We start from the raw sequence: 18,903 nt of genomic DNA on the forward strand, positions 1-18,903 counted from the left end.
CACCGAGACCGTTGGCCGGGTGCCGCGCACACGTCTATCGCATTACACCGCACCGGGATTAACTTCCCATAACGTCCGGGGAAATTCGACCCGGTACCCACCGGTCGGTCCGCCCCGGCGAACCGGCCGGTCCGGGGGGGCCCGAGGCGACCGCACGCCGTTGGCCACCGCGAAGGGTTCGACTCGGCGTGACGCAAACGGTTCAGACTTCGCCGTCGTCGCCGCACCATGACGGGCAGCCCCATCACCTCATAAGGATCGATGTCATGCCAAGACGCCTGAAACCACACGTGCATGTGCGGCCGCTGCGGCCCGCGGTGACCGCACTGGTCGCCGCCGTGGTGATGCTGCTGTGCGCGTGCGGTGCGGGCGGGGAAGCGACCAGGCCCGCCGACGGTAAGACCGTCCTGCGCTATCAGGGCTGGGCCGGGGATGTGGGATTCCACGAACTGGCGGCGGACCTCGGTTACTACGAGAAAGTCCAGCTGGAGTGGGTCGACAATACCACCAGCGGTCCACAGGACATCCAGTCGCCCGCGACCGGGGAGATCGAGTTCGGGTCCGCGTTCAACGGTGCGGTGGTCAAACTCAACGCGGCCGGCCCCGACGGACAAGTATCGGCCGGTGAGAAATGAGCACACCCAAACTCCGCCTGTCTCAGGTGAGCAAGAATTTTCCGATCAGGGGTCAGAAGTCCGAGCTGGCCGCGGTCTCCGATATCACCCCCGACCTCGCCGCGGGGGAGTTCCTGGTCCTCGTCGGCCCCAGCGGCTGCGGTAAATCCACGCTGCTTGATCTGCTCGGCGGGCTCAGCGCCCCGACTTCGGGGCAGATCCTGCTCGACGGCACTCCGATCACCGGCCCCGGTCTCGATCGCGGAATCGTCTTCCAGCAGTACGCATTGCTGCCCTGGCGCACGGCCCGCCGCAATGTCGAATTCGGGCTCGAAGCCAAGGGAGTACCGCGTGCCGAACGCCGAGCACTACCTCGAGCTGGTGGGTCTGGCGGGTTTCGCGGACCGGTACCCGCACGAACTGTCCGGTGGGATGAAGCAGCGGGTCGCGATCGCCCGCAGTCTCGCCTTCGATCCCGAGGTACTGCTGATGGACGAGCCGTTCGCCGCGCTCGACGCGCAGACCCGGGAATCGCTGCAGGACGAACTGCTGCCCATCTGGGAACGCACCGGGAAGACGATCTTGTTCATCACCCACAGTATCGACGAGGCGATCTACCTGGGGAAGCGGGTCGCGGTGCTCACCTCCCGGCCGGGGCGGGTGAAGACAGCGGTCGGTATCGATATCGACCGCGGCACCGACGACGTCCGTTCCGGCGCGGAGTTCCGGAAGCTATTCACCGAACGCCGGTTGTCACGCTGGCGTGTGGCCCTCTAGAAGGCACCGATGTCCTCGCAACTGCATCTCAACGCGTTCCTCATGGGCGTCGGCCACCACGAGGCGGCCTGGCGGCATCCGCGCACCGACGCACGCAATCTGCTGCGGGCCGGGTATTTCCAGGAGCTCGCCCGGATCGCCGAACGCGGCAAGCTCGATTCGGTGTTCTTCGCCGACCTCCTGTCGGTGGGCTCCCGGATCGAACGCAATACGCAGACGATCTTCGAACCGATCACCCTGCTGTCCGCGATGGCGGTGGCCACCGAACGGATCGGTCTGATCGCGACAGCCTCCACCGGCTACAACGAGCCGTACAACCTGGCCCGGTCCCTCGCCTCGCTCGACCGGATCAGCGGTGGCCGGGCGGGCTGGAACATCGTCACCTCGGTGGGCGCCGACGAAGCCGCCAATTTCGGTTACGACACCGTCCCCGATCATGCCGGACGCTACCGCCGGGCGGAGGAGTTCGTCGAAGTGGCCACGGCCCTGTGGGATTCGTGGGAATCCGACGCCGTCGTACTCGACAGCGCCGCCGGAATTTTCGCCGACCCGGACAAGGTGCACACGATCGACTACGTGGGGGAGCGGTTCGCCGTACGCGGCCCGCTCAATGTGCCCGCCTCCGAACAGGGCCGCCCGCTGCTCGTGCAGGCGGGGTCGTCGGAGAGCGGTAAGGATTTCGCCGGCCGCTGGGCCGAAGCCATCTTCACGGCGCAGCGTTCGATACCGGAGGGGCAAGATTTCTACCGCGATGTGAAGGCCCGTGCCGTCGCCGCCGGGCGCAATCCCGACGATGTGAAGATCCTGCCGGGTATCGTGCCGTTCATCGCCGAGTCCGAAGCCTCCGGGCGGCGACTGGAACGGGAGTTCACCGACCTGATCTCGCCGGAGTACGCGCTGCGCCAGCTCTCCCAGATGGTCGGGGTGGATCTCACCGGGTACCCGCTGGACGCACCGCTGCCGCCCTTGCCGCCGCTCGAACAGATCCAGGGCAACAAGAGCCGCTACCAGCTGGTCAAGGACCTGGCGGCACGGGAATCACTGACCATCGGCGATCTGATCGCCGAACTCGGCGGGGGCCGCGGTCACCGCACCGTGGCCGGAACACCCGAGCAGATCGCCGACGACCTGCAGCGCTGGTTCGAAGCCGGTGCCGCCGACGGCTTCAACGTGATGCCGCCGTACCTGCCCGGCGGGCTGACCGACTTCGTCGACCTGGTGGTGCCGATCCTGCAGGTGCGCGGACTGTTCCGCACCGACTACACCGAGACCACTGTGCGCGGACACTACGGACTCGGCGCGCGTACCAGCCGATTCGCCCGGACCGTGGCCGGAGTCGGCGCGTAACGGAGATGGTGGCCGGCTGCCCGTCCCCTGTCGGGTTCGGCGGTATTCGGGCCGGTACCGGTGGCCCGCAGGTGCTGGGCGACCCGGTCGCGTGCCGACCGCGCGGCTCGCAGATCCGGCCGGATCCGGATCGACCGGTGCGGTGAAACCATGGCGGGTATCGGCCTCTCGAACCGGCCTGTTGTGGGGCCGGGGACGCGCGGGTCAGCGGGCGGCGGCCGCGCGGACTACGGCGAGCATCTCGTCGTCGTCCAAGCCGATATGGCGGGCCGCGGCCACGAGTTGCGTGGCGAGGTCGACCACCACGGCCCGGCCGTCCGGGGCGCCGGCGCGGACCGTGGCCCCCCGGCCGCGGCGCAGTTCGATCAGGCCTTCGTCGCGTAACCGCTGGTACCCGGCGAGCACCGTATGGATACTGACGTCCAGCGAGGCTGCCAGGTCGCGGGCCCCGGGCAGGCGCAGGCCCGCGGGGGCCTCTCCGTCGGCGATGGCCCGGCGTACGCAGGCCGCGATCTGATCGGCCAGCGGTTCGGACCGCGCCGGGTCGACCCGGATCAACACGGTCAGGCCGACTTCTGCACGACGCCCGCGAGCACGCCGGCCCCGGTTGCGGCATCATCCACCGATACCGCGAATTGCCGGCCCGAACGACGGGTCACCACGATGCCCGGCCCGCCCCGCAGCACCACGGCGGTGGCGCCGGGAACCAGCCGGATCCCGTAGCCGCCGTAGTGGGCGGGCGAGATATCGGTCGCGGTGACCTCGGTGATCTCCGCGGGCGCCAGCTGCCACCGCGGCCAGCCGAGCAGCCCGCTCCCGACCGTGAGTCCGCGCCGGTCCACGACTACGCGTACCACCGCGAGCTGGGTCGCCAGGACTCCCGCGAGTACGGCGATCGAGCCGACGAGCGGGTGCACGACCACCCCGACCGCGACACCGATCACCAGGGACACCAAGCCGGTCAGCAGCATCCAGGGTGAGGTGGCCCGCCGCGACCAGTTCACCCGTTCGGTATGTCCGATCGTGAGCGGTTCGGCGGCCGGGGGTGCGACCTCGGCTACCGGGCTCGCCGGGGCGATGAGCCAGCCCGCCGCACCGAACAGCAGAGCGATCACCGCCGCCACCGGAAACGTCCAGCCGGGCAGTTCGGCTTGGTCGGCGTTCGTCAGGAAGAGGTTGGCGCGGGTGGCCGCGAACAGGAGCGCCCCGATCAGCCCGCCGACTCCCCAGGAGCTCGCGACCAGCAGGCGGTTGGGGTCGAATGTGGTGTCCGGCCGGCGCGCCGGTGCGTCCTTCCGGTTGTTCGCCACCAGGATCGCGGCGAACAGCGCGCCGAGACCGATGGCCAGCCCGGCGGAGATACCTATGGTGGCGACTCGCCCGGTGAAGCCGTCGGCGCCGCCGGCGGAGAAGTGGGTGGCCAGCGGGTCGGGAAGATTGTCGGCCGCTGTCGCCAGCAGAACGAGGTTGGGTACGGCACACAGGACGGGCGGAAGCCCGGCCAGCAAGCCGAGCCGGATCGGGTTGGGTCTGGTCACGACGACTCCTTTGTTATGTTTGAATCATAACAAAGGAGTCAGTGCGATCTGTCGGCCGGTACCCCACACTGACCTCATGGCATACGACGAAGAACTGGCGGAGCGGGTTCGGGACGTGGTGGGCGGCGCGCCCGACAGTTCGGAACGGAAGATGTTCGGTGGGCTCGCCTTCTTGTTCGGCGGGCATATGGGGGTCGTGGTGATGCGCGAGGGCGGGTTGATGATCCGGATGGCACCCGCGGCGGCAGCCGCGCTGGTCGACGATATCTCTGTCGCGCCGATGGTGATGCAGGGCCGGGAACTGGACGGCTGGCTGCGGGTGAACGCCGGCGCGGTCGCGGACGATCCCGCGCTGACGGAATGGGTGGATCGCGGAATGCTGTTCGCCCGGTCGCTACCGCCCAAGCCGCCGAAACGCTGAGACGCGAATACTCCGCCTCGCTCGCCGGGGGATCGCTGTCACGACCGAACCGGCACCGGCCGGCTCACCATTGGTCGTTGGAATTCAGCGCTACCAGCAGGCGCCGGATCGCGGCGACCCGCTGAGACCTGTCCACCAGATTGTCGAGGGCGCATTCCGGATCGGCCGGGGGACCCAGATGGGTGCACCCGCGCGGACAATCCTCGATGGCCTCCGCGAGATCGGTGAACGCGGCGATCACATCGTCGGGAGTGATGTGGGCGAGGCCGAAGGAACGCACGCCGGGCGTATCGATGACCCAGCCCCCACCCGGTAGCGCCAGTGCGACCGACTGGGTGGACGTGTGCTTGCCCTTGCCGACCCCGGACACTTCGCCGACAGCCCGCGCGGCATCGGGCACCAGCCGGTTCACCAGGGTGGATTTCCCGACACCCGAATGACCGAGAAAGCAGGTCAGCCGGCCGGCCAGCAGTTCCAGCGTCGTATCGAGGGGGTCGTCGATGCCGGCGTAGACGATGGTCAGGTCGAGATCGTGGAAGGCGGCGGCGAACTCCGAATCACCGGCCAGATCATGCTTGGTCAGGCACAGCACCGGCGCCAGGCCACCGGCGTAGGCGGCGACCATCGCCCGCTCCACGAAACCGGTCCGTGGTGGCGGATCGGCCAGCGCCACCACGATGAACAACTGTTCGGCATTCCCGACGACCACCCTTTCGAACGGGTCGGTGTCGTCGGCGGTGCGGCGCAGGACGGTGCTGCGCTCGGCGACCCGGACTATGCGCGCAAGAGTGTCGGGCCGGCCGGAGAGATCACCGACGATATCCACCTGGTCGCCCACCACGATCGGCGTGCGCCCCAGTTCCCGGGCCCGCATCGCGACCAGCGGCCGCGCCGGATCGCCGTCGAGTACGCAACCCCAGCGGCCGCGGTCCACCGAGACGACCATCGCCGACTCCGCATCCCGGTGCTGCGGGCGGGTTTTGGTGCGCGGTCGCGAACTCCGCCCCGGACGCACCCGCACATCGGATTCGTCGTACGAGGCGGTGGTGCGGCCGCGGCGGCTCAGCGAGCCGCTCCCGGTGCGGCCGCTTCCGGGTCGAGCATGGACTCCCACAGGGCGACGAAATCGGGCAGGGTTTTTGCGGTGGTGCCGATATCCTCGATCTCCACTCCCGGTACGGCGAGGCCGAGAATCGCTCCGGCCGTAGCCATCCGGTGATCGGCGTAGGAATGCCAGCGGCCACCGCTCAGCGGTGCCGGGGTGATCGCCAGCCCATCCTCGGTCTCCGAAACCTGCCCGCCGAGCCGGTTGATCTCGGTGGAGAGGGCGGCGAGCCGATCGGTCTCGTGGCCGCGCAGATGGGCGATACCGCGCAACCGTGACTCCGAATCCGCGAGTGCGGCCAGTGCCGCGACGGTGGGCGTCAGCTCGCCGACATCGTGCAGATCGATATCGATACCGGCCAGCCGGTCCGGGCCGGTCACGGTGAGGGCGCCGTCGGCGAAACCGGCTTCGGCGCCCATCCGCACCAGGATCTCCCGGATGACGTCACCGGCCTGGGTCGTCAGGCGCGGCCAGTGCGGGATGCTCACCGTGCCGCCGGTGACCGCCGCCGCCGCCAGGAACGGGGTGGCGTTGGACAGGTCGGGTTCCACGGTCCAGTCGACCGCGCGGATCGCACCGGGCGCGACGGTCCACACCTGGTCGGCCCGGGGATCGGCGGGAGACTCCACTGCGACATCGGCGCGGCGCAGCATTTCCACCGTCATCTCGATATGCGGCATCGAGGGCAGTGCGCTCCCGGAATGGCGTACCACCACGCCCTCGTCGAAACGCGCAGCGGACAGCAGCAGACCGGAAATGAACTGGGACGAGCCGGAGGCGTCGATGGTGACGGTGCCGCCACGCAGCGATCCGGTCCCGCGCACGGTGAACGGCAGCGCGTCACCGTCGATCGTGGCGCCGAGGCCGCGCAGGGCGTCGAGGATGGTGTGCAATGGGCGGACGCGGGCGGCGATATCACCGTCGAACGAACTGTCGCCCGCCGCGAGGGTCGCCACCGGCGGGACGAATCGCATGACCGTGCCCGCGAGCCCGCAGTCGACCGACCCGGCGCGGAGCGGGCCGGGAGTGACGGCGAGGGTGTCGGCGTCGCCGATGATCTGCGTACCCAGGGCACGCAGGGCGGCGATCATCAGACCGGTGTCGCGACTGCGCAGTGCCCCGGTGATGGTCGAGGGACCGTCGGCGAGCGCGGCCAGGACCAGCGCTCTGTTCGTGATCGATTTCGATCCGGGCAGGGTGACGGTCGCCCGCACAGGGGCGTCGACATGGGGCGCTGGCCAGAAACTCACTCGACCATCTTGGCGCATCGGAGTGACATGCGTGCCGGTGGTGCTCCCGAGTGTGTCGCCGAGCACCACCGGCCGCCTGTTCATCTGTGGCCGGCGATCACTTGTTGCGACCGTGCAGCAGCGGCACCATCTTGCGCAGCATCTTCATATTCGCCTGGGTGCGGCGGTAACTCATGAGCGCCATACCCGGGATGGCGAAGCGCTGCACCGCGATCGAATGCGGTCGCGCGAATTCCCGCAGGCCCGGTTCGCCGTGGATCCGCCCGATCCCGGAATCGGCGCTGCCGCCGAACGGCAGACCGGGGATGGCGGCGAAGCCGAGTACCGAGTTCACCGAGGTCGCGCCGACCTTCAGGCGCCGGGCGATCTCGAGGCCGCGGTTCTTCGAGTACACGGCCGAGGCCAGTCCGAAGGTGGTGTTGTTGGCCAGGTCGATCGCCTCGTCGATACTGTCCACCGTGGTCACGGTGACGGTCGGGCCGAAGGTCTCCTCCTTGACGGCGGCGGAGTCCTCGTCGACATCGACCAGCACGACCGGCTCGATGTAGGGCCCCTTGACCGATTCCGGGCCACCCAGGAGTGCTTTGCCGCCGCTGGCAATGGCCGCTTCGATATGCCGCTTGACGATATCGATCTGGCTCGGCATGGTCATCGGCCCGTAGCTCGCGCCGGCCTCCGACCCGGGTTTCACGTCCTTCAGGATGCGGGTCAGCTCGGAGAGGAACTCTTCGCGTACCGACTTGTCCACGTAGACCCGCTCGACACCGGCGCAGGTCTGGCCGCTGTTGGAGGTGGCGCCCCAGGCGACGGCGTCGGCGGCGGCCTTCACATCGGCATCGTCGGCCACGATGACCGGGTCTTTTCCGCCGCATTCCAGCAGCACCGGGGTCAGGTTCTCGGCGGCGGAGGCCATGATCTTGCGACCGGTGGCGGCCGAGCCGGTGAACGCGACCTTGTCCACACCGGATTTCACCAGGGCGGCGCCGGTGGCACCGAAGCCGTTGATGGTCAGGAAGACGCCCTCGGGCAGCTCCGGGTTGGCCTCGGAGAACGCCTCGGCGACGAAATTGCCGATACCGGTGGAGAACTCGGACGGCTTGAACACGACGGTGTTACCGGCCGCGAGGGCATAGGCGATGGAACCGTTCGGCGTGTACACCGGGTAATTCCACGGCCCGATCACACCGATCACGCCCAACGGCCGGTATTCGATCCGGGCGGAGAAATTTGCCATCGTCGCACCCGAGGGGATTTTCTTCGGGGCCAATGTCTTCTTGGCGTGTTTGGCCGCCCAGGCGATATGTTCCAGCGCCAGCATCAGCTCGAGGAAGGCGTCGTCGAGCGGTTTGCCGTTCTCGGCGTGGATGAGTTCGCAGAATTCGTCGGATTTGGCGACGAGCCTGCTGGACCAGCGCAGCAGGGCTTTTTTCCGGCCGTCGAAGCCGAGATCCTCCCAGACGGGAGCTGCGGCGCGAGCCTTGGCGACGGCGTCGGCGACCGCTGCGTCGTCGGCGATCGGATACGTGGCCAGCGTCGCGCCGGTGGCCGGATCGACCGAGGTGAGCACCGACGCTTTCTCGGTGGCATTTTCTGTGGTTGTCACAGGGTCTCCTCTGCGGAAGTAGGGCGGTAGCTGCGCGCGCGAACGGGCAGCCTGTGACCACCTCGTCCCCGTTGAGAGAATGTTAGGACATAACTCTCAACACGTCACCCAGTACTAGCACCTATTGTCGTCCTCCCGGCCGGAATTGTCGCGATCTGTCGGCATCCGGTGCGACGATCGAAATATGTGCGGACGATATGCGACGACGACGAACCCGGGGCGCCTCGCCGCCGAGTTGGACGCCCTCGACGAAACCGAACCCGGCCCCGGTTCGGGTATCCGCGAGGGGAGCGCCACGGCGAGCGAATCGGCCGCGGCCGAATCCGGTTCCGGCGAGCCGGACCGGCGGCAGCAGGCGAACTACAACGTCGCCCCGACAACGCAGATTCTCACCGTGGTCGAGCGGCACGCGCACGAGCATCCGGACGACACTCCGCGCCGGCGTATTCGGCGGATGCGCTGGGGGCTCATCCCGCACTGGACGAAAGCCGCCGAACCGGGGATACCGGTCAAGGGAAAACCGTTGTTCAACGCCCGGGCCGATAAGGCCGCGAGCCTGCCGTCGTTCCGGGACGCGGTGAAATACCGCCGCTGCCTGGTCCCCATGGACGGCTGGTACGAATGGCTGGTCGAACCCGATCCGGCAGGACCGGGGCGGGGTAAGAAGCCGAAGGTGATCAAGCACCCGTACTTCATGTCGCGGGCCGACGGCGCACAGCTCTATATGGCGGGCCTGTGGTCGGTATGGCGTGACCGCTCGCTGGAGAACCCCGAGCCCCTGCTCTCCTGCACCATCCTCACCACCGATGCGATCGGGGACCTCACCCGGATCCACGACCGGATGCCCCTGCCCATGCCGCAGGAACACTGGGAAGCCTGGCTGGACCCCGACCACCCGGCTCCCGCCGAACTGCTCGACGCGCCGAGCGCGGAGCTGGTCGACCGGATCACCGCGCGTCCGGTGTCCACCCTGGTGAACAGTGTGAAGAACAACGGCCCGGAACTGCTGGCCCCGGCCGACGGCACCGCGGAACAGGCAACGCTGCTGTGAAACCGGCCGCGGTGCGGGCCGCACGATACGACCCCGCACCGCCGCCGAAATCAGCTGCCGAGCGGGCAGCTCACCGCCTCTGTGGCGATGCTCAGACCACATTTGAGCAGATCGGCGCTGAGGTCGATGGTTTCGGAGAGAATGCCGCCGCCGGCTTTTTCCGCACGTTCGGCAGGGCCGTTCTCCGGTGTTCGCTCGGCGGTGCCGCCCTCGTCCTCGCCCTCACCCGTCAGCGGATACTGACCCGGAGCGGCGAGTGCCGCCGGTGTTGCGAGCGGACTCGTCAGCAGGGCAGGCGCGACGGTCAGCGCCGCGGCCGCGGATACAGCGAAGAACACAGTGCGCAGCGGTTTGCGCGGGGACATATCGCATCACATCCTCGGGTCGGTCGATCGGTCGGTCGCTCCCAGTAACGCATACCTGAACCCGTGACCTGGTCAATTCCCGCCCGGCGCGCGGGGGAGTCGTGGGTCCGGTGGGGTCGGCGCGGCTCCGGGTCACCCGGGCGCCGCCCAGCTCGGCCCCGGTACTCCGGCGCGGAGCCCGCCCGCTGCCGCCGATCCATGCCGCGGCCGTATGTCTCCGCTACCTCGATCAGGCCGTGACCGCGGCGGTGACGGCACCGGCCAGCCGGACCAGGTCGCCCGGCGCCAGTTCGATCTCCAGGCCGCGGCGGCCCGCGCTGCACAGCACGGTTTCCCACCCCAGCGCGGAGATATCGATAACCGTCGGATGCCGGCGGCGCTGCCCCAGCGGGGAGATACCGCCGAGCACATATCCGGTCCCGCGCTCGGCCTTCGCCCGGTCGGCCATGCTCGCCTTCGGGACACCCAGGGCCGCAGCCGCCGCTTTCAGCGACAACGTGTCGGGAACCGGCAGAACCGCGACCGCGAGCGACCCGGTGGACAGTTCGAGTATCAGCGTCTTGAAGACCTGCCGCGGCCCCACCCCGAGCCGTGCGGCCAGTACGTCGACCGCCTCGCTGCCGTAGGAGTCGCTACGCGGGTCGTGATCGTAGCTGTGCACGGTATGCCCGGCCCCGTCCGCGACCAGTGCCCGGATCGCCGGTGTGGCGCCTGCTGCCATGGCCGAGAAGCTTACCGGCGGCCCGGGGCGGATCGGCTTTGCCATGGTCGGGGAACACTTCGCGGCCGGTGCGGGTTGTACGCGGCAGAGACAGATCATCGGGCCGGCCGGTAGCGGCCACCGATGCGGACCCCCAGTAGAGCGAAGGAGCGACGGTGCCCGTTCTTGCCGAACCACGCCCGATGCCACTCGATCCGGCCCCGGCGCGCACGCGGTTCTTCTCCGACTTCACACTCCCGGTAGATTTGGCTGGTGAACCAATCGAAGGGACACGTGTGACGAGCGAGGACGACGTGGCGACCGGAACCGGCGCCGACGAGCGGCCTGCCGACCGGCCGGAGACCGGTGCCGAACTGGACCGGAGGTTCGAGCGGGACGCACTACCCATGCTGGACCAGCTCTACGGCGCCGCACTGCGGATGACGCGTAACCCCGCCGACGCCGAGGACCTGGTGCAGGAGACCTACGTCAAGGCGTATGCGGGCTTCAAATCCTTCAAAGAAGGCACCAACCTGCGCGCCTGGCTGTACCGGATCCTCACCAACACCTACATCAACTCGTACCGCAAGAAACAGCGGCAACCCGCGCAGTACCCGACCGACGAGATCACCGACTGGCAGCTCGCCGCCACCGCCGAACACAGCTCGACCGGGTTGCGCTCGGCAGAGGTCGAGGCCCTGGACGCACTCCCGGACGACGACATCAAGGCCGCCCTGGTGCAACTGCCCGAGGAATTCCGGATGGCGGTGTACTACGCCGATGTCGAAGGTTTCCCGTACAAGGAAATCGCCGACATCATGGGCACACCTATCGGTACGGTGATGTCCCGGCTGCATCGCGGCCGGAAACAGCTGAAGGGTCTACTAGCCGATGTGGCGCGGGAACGTGGGTTCAACCGCACCGCAGCCGAGTCCGGGAACGCCGATACCGCCGCCGCGGTGCGCCAGGAGGTCAAGCAGTGAGCACCGAGCATGACCCCGATATGGAGGTCGACTGCACGGCGGTACTGGCCGATGTCTGGCTGATGCTCGACGGTGAATGCGACGACAGCACCCGCGAACGCCTCCAGCACCATATGGACCACTGCTCCCCCTGCATCGAGGCCTACGGCATCGAAGAAAAGATCAAGAGCATGCTCAGCCGCAAATGCGGCGGCGACAAGGCCCCCGATTCGCTGCGTGAACGCCTGATGGTGGAGATCCGCAGCCGCTCGGCGAAGGTCAGCTCCGAGGAGTGACTCCCGGCGCGGGGCCGGCCCACGGGCTCCGCACGAACGAACGCCCGCACTCGTTTCCGAGTGCGGGCGTTCGGCGTCTTCGTATCCTGTGCCTGATGGCTCAGGCGTTGGGACGCTTGCCGTGATTGGCGGCGTTGCCCTTACGGCTGCGCTTCTTGCGGCCACGCTTACCCATGGGTAGCTCCCTCCTGGGGACATTTCCCGCGAATGCGGGGAGTAGATACTGATCCCGGCCATTGTCCCACGTGTGGTTGGCTGTACCGACGGCGGTACAGCGGGCAGTGGGCCCGTACCGGAACCAACCTACCGAACGAGGGTGTCATGGCGGAAGAAGTACGAGCGGAAATGGTCTCCACGGTGCTCACCGTCGAGGTCGCGGTCGGCGATCAGGTCGCGACCGATCAGACGCTGGTACTCCTGGAGTCGATGAAGATGGAGATCCCGGTGATCGCCGAGGTAGGCGGCGAGGTCGCCTCCATCGCGGTCCAGCCCGGCCAGGTCCTCCAGCAGGGCGACCTCATCGCGGTCATCGATTGATCGCGGAGTGACGGCGGCCGCGATTTCGGTGCGGCCGGGCATGTCCGGGTGATCGGTCACTACCTGCCGCGGTAGTACTCCGCCACGGCGGTGAACGCCGCCTTGGGTTCCCAGGTCATATCCGGATAGGTGTGCCCCCGGCCGTCCGCGAGGACCTTGACGATGCCGAGACCTGCCAGGTCCAGATCCTCGCGCGGGTCGCCGGCGGGGCGATGCGGGTAGTTGTACAGAGCGAAGAGGAACACGAAGGTGCTGTCGACGCCTTCCGAATCGAAGATCTCCAGGAGTTCGCGCAGGTAGGTGGCCTGACCGGCTTCGTCGCGGGTGTACTCGCCGTTCAGCCGGATCGGGTCGCCGTGTTCGTCGTATTCGACGATCTCCATACTGCGCGGCGCCACATCGCCGGCGCCACGCCAGGTGGCCGTGCCGAAGCCGGTGGCGGCGACCGGTTTCCCCTGCGTGACGAGGCTGCGTACCCCTTCACGGAACTGGCCGGCCACCTCGGCCGACCGGATGAGTTCGATCGACAGGAAATCGAAGGGCGTCCAGTCGATACGCTCGAACGGTATACAGGCGTAGGTGATCTGGCCGAGGAATCGTTCGCGGATCAGGGGGAGTGCGCTGCCGAAGAATTCGTCGAGGCGGGCGCTCGCCTCGGTCAACCGTTCGGCGCGGCGTTCGGGGTCGCTCAGCAGCAGATCGAGCCGCTCGTCGACATTGTCGCCGGGGACGAAGCCCCGGTTCATGATGGTCAGTTCGACCCCGGCGACGAACACCACCTCGGCGCCGGTCTGCCGCAGCCGCTCCGCCCGCTGCGCACAATCGGCGAACAGTGTCAGGATCTCGTCACCGGTCAGCTCCAGCGGGTAGGGCGAGAACCAGACCTCCAGTCCGAGTTCGGCGGCGCAGCGGGCGGCGACTTCGAGCCGGGCGGGGTCGCCACCGACGATATGGACGGCGTTGCAGTGCAGGTCGTCCCGGATGATGGCGAGTTCGCGTGCGACAACCGCGGGGTCGAAGTCCGCCCGGGAGATTCTGCCTCTCCGGATGAAGCCGGTGTCGTATGTCATTCCCTTGCCGCGCATTCGCATGATCCGTTCGGTCGAGTGGTTTCACATCGTTCTCACGAACCGTAAGCGAGAAACATGCGTGCACGCAATATTGCGTGAGCGCAGCAACTGTGGAATGCTGCCGGCGTGACAACGGAACGGGCGGGGCTGCGCGAACGGAAGAAACAGGCAACACGCGAGGCGCTGCGGGCCGCCGCCCTGCGGCTGGCGCTCGAACACGGGCCGGAAAGTGTACGTGTGGAGGACATCGCCGAGGCGGCGGGTGTCTCGCCGAGGACCTACAACAATTACTTCTCCAGCCGCGAACAGGCGATCGTCGCCGCTGTCACCGCCGAGCGGGAGACCCGGGTCGGCGCTGCCGTCGCGGCACACCCCCCGGGCGTCCGTCTTGCCGACGCTGTCGTCGAGGCCATCGTCGCGCAGTACACAGACCCGGGCGAACACAGTCGCGACAGCCTGCTGCTGCTCACCACCCACCCCGCACTGCGCCGGGCATTTCTCGGCACCGCGGTCGCGATCGAGCAACCACTCGCCGAGGCGATCGCCGATCGCCTCGGCGACACCGGCAGCCCCACGGCCCGTGTGCTGGCGGCGAGCGCGGCCGCTGCCGTTCGCGTCGGACTCGAACTGTGGCTACAGCCGGCGACCGGAAACCTGGCCGAGGCAGGCCTGGTCATCCCGTCCGGTTCGTTCCCCGACCTCCTCCGAGCCGCCCTGACCCCCTTGAAACCCGCCTTCGACGCCGCCGAGCGAACCCACCCCCCGCTCCATCGGGGGGAGTCTCACCAGGAAGCCGGCCACGCGGCGGCCTCCGCCGGCTGATGCCCTGCGGCGATCGACGGTGCACGCCAAAGGTGAACCCGGACCGACGCGCCGCACTCAGCGACGTCCTGGAACAACCGCGACCCGAGCCCGACCGAACGTACCCAGCGGAGGTGGACCAAGGGGGGCCGAAACGCGCGACGCCGCAGGCGGCACCAAAATACACATCATGTCCACACTGAGTGATCTGCTGGCCGAACACACCGATCTGCCCGGGGTGGCGGTGGATCACCTGCAGCGGGTGGTCGGCGATTGGCAACTGCTCGCCGACCTTTCGTTCGCGGATCTGCTGCTGTGGGTCGGGGCGGGACCGATCGGCGCCGGTGCCGATATCGTGTGCGTCGCGCAATGCCGGCCGACCACCGCGCCGACTGTCCATCTCGAGGATCTGGTCGGGACCGTGGCCCGGCACGCGGACCATTCGCAGGTGATCGACGCGCTGACCAGTGGTGAGATCGTGCGCACCGACAGCGAGGGCGAGGCGGCCGGCGTCTACCACCCGTACCCCGTGCAGGCCATTCGCGAGGCGATTCCGGTGCGCTGCGGGGACGATGTGATCGCGGTGCTCAGCCGGGATACCGACCGGCAGCGGTCGCGGGTGCGCAGCGGCCTGGAGATCGCCTATGTGGCCTGCGCCGACGATCTGTGCCAGATGATCGCCGACGGGACCTTCCCGACCACCGAAGACCGTGCCGCCACTCATTCCAGTCCCCGCGCCGGTGACGGGTTCATCCGGCTGGATACGGAAGGCACCGTCACGTACGCGAGTCCGAACGCGCTGTCCGCGTATCACCGGATGGGGTTGCAGGCCGATCTGGCGGGCCAGGATCTGGCCACCACGACACGGTCACTGATCACCGATCCCTTCGACGCGCAGGAGGTGGTGGGGGATATCCAGGCCGCGCTGGCCGGGCGCACCGGGCGGCGGATGGAGGTGGAGGCGCGCGGGGCGACGGTGCTGTTGCGCACGCTGGTCTTGCGCCCGCACGGCGAACTGGCGGGGGCGGCGGTCCTGGTCCGTGATGTCACCGAGGTCAAGCGGCGGGACCGGGCGCTGCTCAGCAAGGACGCCACCATCCGGGAGATCCACCACCGGGTGAAGAACAATCTGCAGACGGTCGCGGCGCTGCTGCGATTGCAGGCGCGACGCACCGAGAACGAGGAGGCGCGGGTCGCACTCACCGAATCGGTGCGCCGGGTGACGTCGATCGCGTCCGTGCACGAGATGCTGTCCATGTCGGTCGACGAAGAGGTCGACCTGGACGAGGTCGTCGACCGGCTGCTGCCGATCATGGCCGATGTGGCGACCGTGCACACCGCCCGCATCACCGTGCGGCGGGCGGGGTCGCTCGGTGTTTTCTCCGCGGAGCGGGCCACACCGCTGGTGATGGTGCTGACCGAATTGGTGCAGAATGCCATCGAGCACGCCTTCGACGGTGGCCAGAACGGGACCGTCACCATTCGCTCGGAGCGTTCGGCCCGCTGGCTGGATGTGATCATCAGCGACGACGGTCGCGGTCTGCCTGCGGGATTCAGCCTGGAGACGTCGGACAGTCTCGGGCTGCAGATCGTGCGCACTCTGGTGACCGCGGAATTGGGTGGTTCGATCGGGTTGCATCCCGGTACCGATATCGGAACCGATGCGGTACTGCGGGTGCCGCTGGGGCGCCGTTCGGCGCGGTGATACCTGACGGAAACTCGCCGGTTTCAATTATGCATACCCACGATCCGCTGTGGTCGGAAACACCGCAGATATTTTTCGGGCGACATTCCGGCAAATTACCGGACGACCCACGCTGAGCACCCCGAAAAGAATTCGGCCCGGCACCAGATTTACTGGTGCCGGGCATTCAGCGACTCCCCGGGCCCGGGCTGGAAAGGGTCCGGTAGTCGCTTCCCCGCGTTCTCAGACAGCCGTACGAGTGCGGGTGCGCGCATTGCGGCGCTTGAGCGCGCGCCGCTCGTCTTCGCTCATACCGCCCCATACACCGGCATCTTGTCCGGAGCCCAAGGCCCAGGACAGGCAGTCGGCGGTAACGGGGCAGCGGGCGCAGACCAGCTTGGCATCGGCAATCTGCGCGAGCGCAGGACCACTGTTGCCCACCGGGAAAAACAGTTCAGGGTCCTCATCGCGACAGATGGCCTTATGGCGCCAGTCCATTCCTTCTGCTCCTTTGTAGGGCGCCGCAGGGCGCCGATCGGTTGCTGGATCGTTCACTTGTGCGAACTGAATGTTTCCGCACGGTTGCTTGTGAATGCTTTCACGAACACCGTAGATGTCAATAGGTATCCGATGCACCGTGGGGAAGCTCACGCACTGAAGGCCCCACGAGGAGACCTGCCGCAGTCCTTTTTACTCGCCTACGCCGGTTTCCGCAGCACAAACGGGATGTATTTCCCGGATGCGCCACTTATACCGGTCGCGGAGCGACCACATCGAGGACGTCCGGCACAGCGGTGAAATCCACCACGTCACGCCTGCCGATGAAGTCACCGTCGATTTGCAGGCCGATAGGCTCGGCACTGGTGATGCGCACCGACGGAACGTCGTCGTCACGAAACAGCTTCCGCGACTTCGGCTCGGAGTGCGGCGACAACAGTTGCGTCGCCAGGCGCAGTGTAGGCAGTAATGCCATGGTTCGCACGGCGAACACACCGAGACCGGATTCGAACGTGGTTCCCGGATTGGTACGTACCGGTGTGGTGTTCAGGTAAGTCCATGGACTCGTATTGGTGACGAATGCGTAATGAACACCGGAAACGGGTTCGCGGCCGGGCACATGAACGGTGATTTCCGGCTGCGCGCGTTTGGCGCGGAAGAACTGCGCCACAGTCGTACGCACATAGCGGGCCGGCGTCGCCGCCCGGCCCTTGGCACGAGCGGCGTCGATCGCGGCGCAGACGTCCGCATCGAGCCCGACACCGGCGCTGAAACAGAACCACCGGTCATCGGTGATACCCAGCCCGATCCGGCGATCCCCGTCACCGGCCTTGAGCAGGTCGATCAATTGGTTCGTCGCCGCGACGGGGTCGGGCCTGATATCGAGCGAACGCGCGAAGACATTCGCCGAACCACCGGGAATGATGCCGAGCCGGGGCCGCCACGCCTGCCCGTCGTCGACCTGCGGTAGTGGCACGAAACCGTTGATCGTCTCGTTGACCGTCCCGTCGCCACCGTGGACCACGATGAGATCCATTTCGTTGGTCGCGGCCCACTGCGCCAGTTCGGCGGCATGGCCGCGATGCTGGGTATGCGCAACCGTCAACTGGGTCCGGCTCTCCAGTGCGTGCGCGAGCAGATCGCGGGTCGCAGCTGTGGTAGAGGTCGCATTCGGATTGACGATCAACAACGTCCGCACCCCTGCAGCGTATTCGGCGCGCCGGTGCGCGCGCGGTTTCGGCCCCCTCGGGCGATGCGGTGCGGAGCCCGCGCGTGCGGGCGGCCCGAAAAGTACAACCTAAGCTGGCGGGGTGGTCGAGCGAAAAGACGTTGGTGTGCCGGGGTCCGTCCGGGGGGCGGGCGGGTTGGTGGCGCTGGAAGGCGCGGTCGCTGTCACTGTGGCGGTTGTCCTGGTGGTGCGGGCCCTGCTGGGACACGAGGAAGACGCGATCAGCGGCTACGGCACGGCTATGTGGTTCGGCATCCTCGGTGGCGCGGTACTCGCGTCCGGGGTCGGACTGCTGCTCGGGCAGCGCTGGGGGCGGGCTATCGCGACGATCACGCAGCTGTTGCTGTTGCCGGTGGTGTGGTCGTTGCTGTTCGGCTCGGATCAGCCGGTGTTCGGGACCGTGCTCGGGGTGGTGGCGCTCGGCGCACTGGGCCTGCTGTTCGCGCCGGCGACCTCGCGCTGGGCAGCCCAGGAGTACGGGACCACCAGCGAGGAATGACACGGCCGGGTACGGACCGTTCGCTCATACCTCCGGGGTAGCGGCGGCCGCAAGTGTGGCCAGGGCCGGCCCGGTGAGCCGGTAACCCACCCAGTCGTCCTGAACCTGGGCGCCGAGGGATTCGTAGAAGCCGATCGAGGGTGTGTTCCAGGTCAGTACCGACCAGCTGACCCGGCTGTAACCGCGGGTGTGGGCTTCCTGCGCCAGCGCGGCCAGCAGCGCCTGTCCGAGTCCGGTGCCACGCGCCTCCGGAGTCACGTACAGATCCTCCAGGTAGATGCCGTGCACGCCGTCCCAGGTGGAGAAATTCAGGAACCAGATGGCGCACCCCGCGACCTTGTCGCCCAGTAGCGCGACATGGGCGAAGAGTGCGGGATCCGGGCCGAACAGGGCGGCCAGGAGCTGGTCGGCGGTGAGTGTGCACTCGTGCCGCGCTTTCTCGTATTCCGCCAGGTCGTAGACCAGGTCCACCAGCGCGGGCACATCGTCGGGTCGGGCGCGGCGAACAACCGGGGCGGATGTCACGGGCACGGGAAGCTCCTCGATCGGTTTCTCGG

The 18,903-nt window shown here is 67.8% G+C and carries 21 protein-coding genes and 2 pseudogenes; 11 read left to right on the top strand and 12 right to left on the bottom strand.

The genetic code is table 11. The annotated features are described in order from the left end of the window. Positions 1-344: 344 nt before the first annotated feature. The 3 genes and pseudogenes from ACIA75_RS30210 to ACIA75_RS30220 all read left to right on the top strand — a co-directional run. Positions 345-602: pseudogene (locus tag ACIA75_RS30210) on the top strand (ABC transporter substrate-binding protein); the annotation flags it as partial. Positions 603-631: 29 nt separating this feature from the next. Next, positions 632-1,343 (top strand): annotated as a pseudogene (locus ACIA75_RS30215) (ABC transporter ATP-binding protein); the annotation flags it as partial. Positions 1,344-1,400: 57 nt separating this feature from the next. Continuing rightward, positions 1,401-2,738: an LLM class flavin-dependent oxidoreductase gene (locus ACIA75_RS30220; protein WP_397110010.1), complete on the top strand. Its 1,338-nt coding sequence runs from the start codon at positions 1,401-1,403 to the stop codon at positions 2,736-2,738. 204 nt (positions 2,739-2,942) lie between these two features. Here ACIA75_RS30220 and ACIA75_RS30225 read toward each other — a convergent pair whose 3' ends face one another. Both ACIA75_RS30225 and ACIA75_RS30230 read right to left on the bottom strand, forming a co-directional pair. Then, positions 2,943-3,299 (bottom strand): GntR family transcriptional regulator, encoded by a 357-nt coding sequence (locus ACIA75_RS30225; RefSeq protein WP_397110012.1) that lies wholly within the window; start codon positions 3,297-3,299, stop codon positions 2,943-2,945. Positions 3,300-3,301: 2 nt separating this feature from the next. After that, the gene (locus tag ACIA75_RS30230; RefSeq protein WP_397110014.1) at positions 3,302-4,276 is read right to left on the bottom strand and encodes a hypothetical protein; all 975 of its coding nucleotides are present in this window, start codon (positions 4,274-4,276) and stop codon (positions 3,302-3,304) included. Positions 4,277-4,352: 76 nt separating this feature from the next. On the opposite strand from ACIA75_RS30230, the gene ACIA75_RS30235 reads away from it, so the two are divergent. Continuing rightward, positions 4,353-4,697, top strand: coding sequence for a TfoX/Sxy family protein (locus tag ACIA75_RS30235; protein ID WP_397110016.1), 345 nt, complete (start codon positions 4,353-4,355; stop codon positions 4,695-4,697). A 64-nt stretch (positions 4,698-4,761) separates the two neighbouring features. Here the strand turns inward: ACIA75_RS30235 and rsgA are convergent, their stop codons facing one another. From rsgA to ACIA75_RS30250, 3 genes are all read right to left on the bottom strand, one after another. Continuing rightward, entirely contained in the window at positions 4,762-5,811 is a 1,050-nt protein-coding gene (rsgA, locus tag ACIA75_RS30240; RefSeq protein WP_397110018.1) for a ribosome small subunit-dependent GTPase A, read from the bottom strand. Then, on the bottom strand, positions 5,760-7,070 hold the full coding sequence (gene aroA, locus ACIA75_RS30245; protein WP_397110348.1) for a 3-phosphoshikimate 1-carboxyvinyltransferase: 1,311 nt from the start codon (positions 7,068-7,070) through the stop codon (positions 5,760-5,762). The genes rsgA and aroA overlap by 52 nt, the downstream gene beginning before the upstream one ends. Before the next feature lie 79 nt (positions 7,071-7,149). Next, positions 7,150-8,655, bottom strand: coding sequence for an aldehyde dehydrogenase family protein (locus tag ACIA75_RS30250; RefSeq protein WP_397110020.1), 1,506 nt, complete (start codon positions 8,653-8,655; stop codon positions 7,150-7,152). A 184-nt stretch (positions 8,656-8,839) separates the two neighbouring features. On the opposite strand from ACIA75_RS30250, the gene ACIA75_RS30255 reads away from it, so the two are divergent. Beyond that, the gene (locus ACIA75_RS30255) at positions 8,840-9,706 is read left to right on the top strand and encodes an SOS response-associated peptidase (RefSeq protein ID WP_397110022.1); all 867 of its coding nucleotides are present in this window, start codon (positions 8,840-8,842) and stop codon (positions 9,704-9,706) included. Positions 9,707-9,756: 50 nt separating this feature from the next. Here the strand turns inward: ACIA75_RS30255 and ACIA75_RS30260 are convergent, their stop codons facing one another. Next, positions 9,757-10,071: a hypothetical protein gene (locus ACIA75_RS30260; protein ID WP_397110024.1), complete on the bottom strand. Its 315-nt coding sequence runs from the start codon at positions 10,069-10,071 to the stop codon at positions 9,757-9,759. Positions 10,072-10,300: 229 nt separating this feature from the next. Further along, complete coding sequence (locus ACIA75_RS30265; protein WP_397110027.1) at positions 10,301-10,792, bottom strand: aminoacyl-tRNA deacylase; 492 nt, start codon at positions 10,790-10,792, stop codon at positions 10,301-10,303. Between the two features lie 275 nt (positions 10,793-11,067). Between ACIA75_RS30265 and ACIA75_RS30270 the strand changes: the two genes are divergently transcribed. Next, a complete protein-coding gene (locus tag ACIA75_RS30270) occupies positions 11,068-11,754 on the top strand; it encodes a sigma-70 family RNA polymerase sigma factor (protein WP_397110029.1) in 687 nt (228 codons plus the stop codon). Positions 11,755-11,774: 20 nt separating this feature from the next. Further along, on the top strand, positions 11,775-12,029 hold the full coding sequence (gene rsrA / locus ACIA75_RS30275; RefSeq protein WP_397110350.1) for a mycothiol system anti-sigma-R factor: 255 nt from the start codon (positions 11,775-11,777) through the stop codon (positions 12,027-12,029). A gap of 100 nt (positions 12,030-12,129) precedes the next feature. On the opposite strand, the gene ACIA75_RS30280 is transcribed toward rsrA, so the two are convergent. Beyond that, positions 12,130-12,204: a 50S ribosomal protein bL37 gene (locus tag ACIA75_RS30280; RefSeq protein ID WP_022597109.1), complete on the bottom strand. Its 75-nt coding sequence runs from the start codon at positions 12,202-12,204 to the stop codon at positions 12,130-12,132. 146 nt (positions 12,205-12,350) lie between these two features. Between ACIA75_RS30280 and ACIA75_RS30285 the strand changes: the two genes are divergently transcribed. Next, complete coding sequence (locus tag ACIA75_RS30285) at positions 12,351-12,566, top strand: biotin/lipoyl-binding carrier protein (protein ID WP_397110031.1); 216 nt, start codon at positions 12,351-12,353, stop codon at positions 12,564-12,566. Positions 12,567-12,625: 59 nt separating this feature from the next. Here ACIA75_RS30285 and ACIA75_RS30290 read toward each other — a convergent pair whose 3' ends face one another. After that, complete coding sequence (locus tag ACIA75_RS30290; protein ID WP_397110033.1) at positions 12,626-13,651, bottom strand: hypothetical protein; 1,026 nt, start codon at positions 13,649-13,651, stop codon at positions 12,626-12,628. A gap of 111 nt (positions 13,652-13,762) precedes the next feature. Between ACIA75_RS30290 and ACIA75_RS30295 the strand changes: the two genes are divergently transcribed. Both ACIA75_RS30295 and ACIA75_RS30300 read left to right on the top strand, forming a co-directional pair. Next, positions 13,763-14,458 carry a TetR/AcrR family transcriptional regulator gene (locus tag ACIA75_RS30295; RefSeq protein ID WP_397110035.1) on the top strand — a complete coding sequence of 232 codons (696 nt, stop codon included), beginning with the start codon at positions 13,763-13,765 and terminating at the stop codon, positions 14,456-14,458. A gap of 169 nt (positions 14,459-14,627) precedes the next feature. Then, positions 14,628-16,142 (top strand): sensor histidine kinase, encoded by a 1,515-nt coding sequence (locus ACIA75_RS30300; RefSeq protein ID WP_397110038.1) that lies wholly within the window; start codon positions 14,628-14,630, stop codon positions 16,140-16,142. A gap of 222 nt (positions 16,143-16,364) precedes the next feature. Here the strand turns inward: ACIA75_RS30300 and ACIA75_RS30305 are convergent, their stop codons facing one another. Next, positions 16,365-16,619: a WhiB family transcriptional regulator gene (locus ACIA75_RS30305; RefSeq protein WP_357240534.1), complete on the bottom strand. Its 255-nt coding sequence runs from the start codon at positions 16,617-16,619 to the stop codon at positions 16,365-16,367. Positions 16,620-16,869: 250 nt separating this feature from the next. Continuing rightward, on the bottom strand, positions 16,870-17,817 hold the full coding sequence (locus ACIA75_RS30310; protein WP_397110041.1) for a diacylglycerol/lipid kinase family protein: 948 nt from the start codon (positions 17,815-17,817) through the stop codon (positions 16,870-16,872). A gap of 112 nt (positions 17,818-17,929) precedes the next feature. On the opposite strand from ACIA75_RS30310, the gene ACIA75_RS30315 reads away from it, so the two are divergent. Then, complete coding sequence (locus ACIA75_RS30315; RefSeq protein WP_397110043.1) at positions 17,930-18,346, top strand: hypothetical protein; 417 nt, start codon at positions 17,930-17,932, stop codon at positions 18,344-18,346. Between the two features lie 24 nt (positions 18,347-18,370). On the opposite strand, the gene ACIA75_RS30320 is transcribed toward ACIA75_RS30315, so the two are convergent. After that, entirely contained in the window at positions 18,371-18,877 is a 507-nt protein-coding gene (locus ACIA75_RS30320) for a GNAT family N-acetyltransferase (protein WP_397110046.1), read from the bottom strand. Positions 18,878-18,903 lie beyond the last annotated feature (26 nt).

The organism is Nocardia sp. NPDC051750, assembly GCF_044453135.1.
Classification (GTDB): Bacteria; Actinomycetota; Actinomycetes; order Mycobacteriales; family Mycobacteriaceae; genus Nocardia.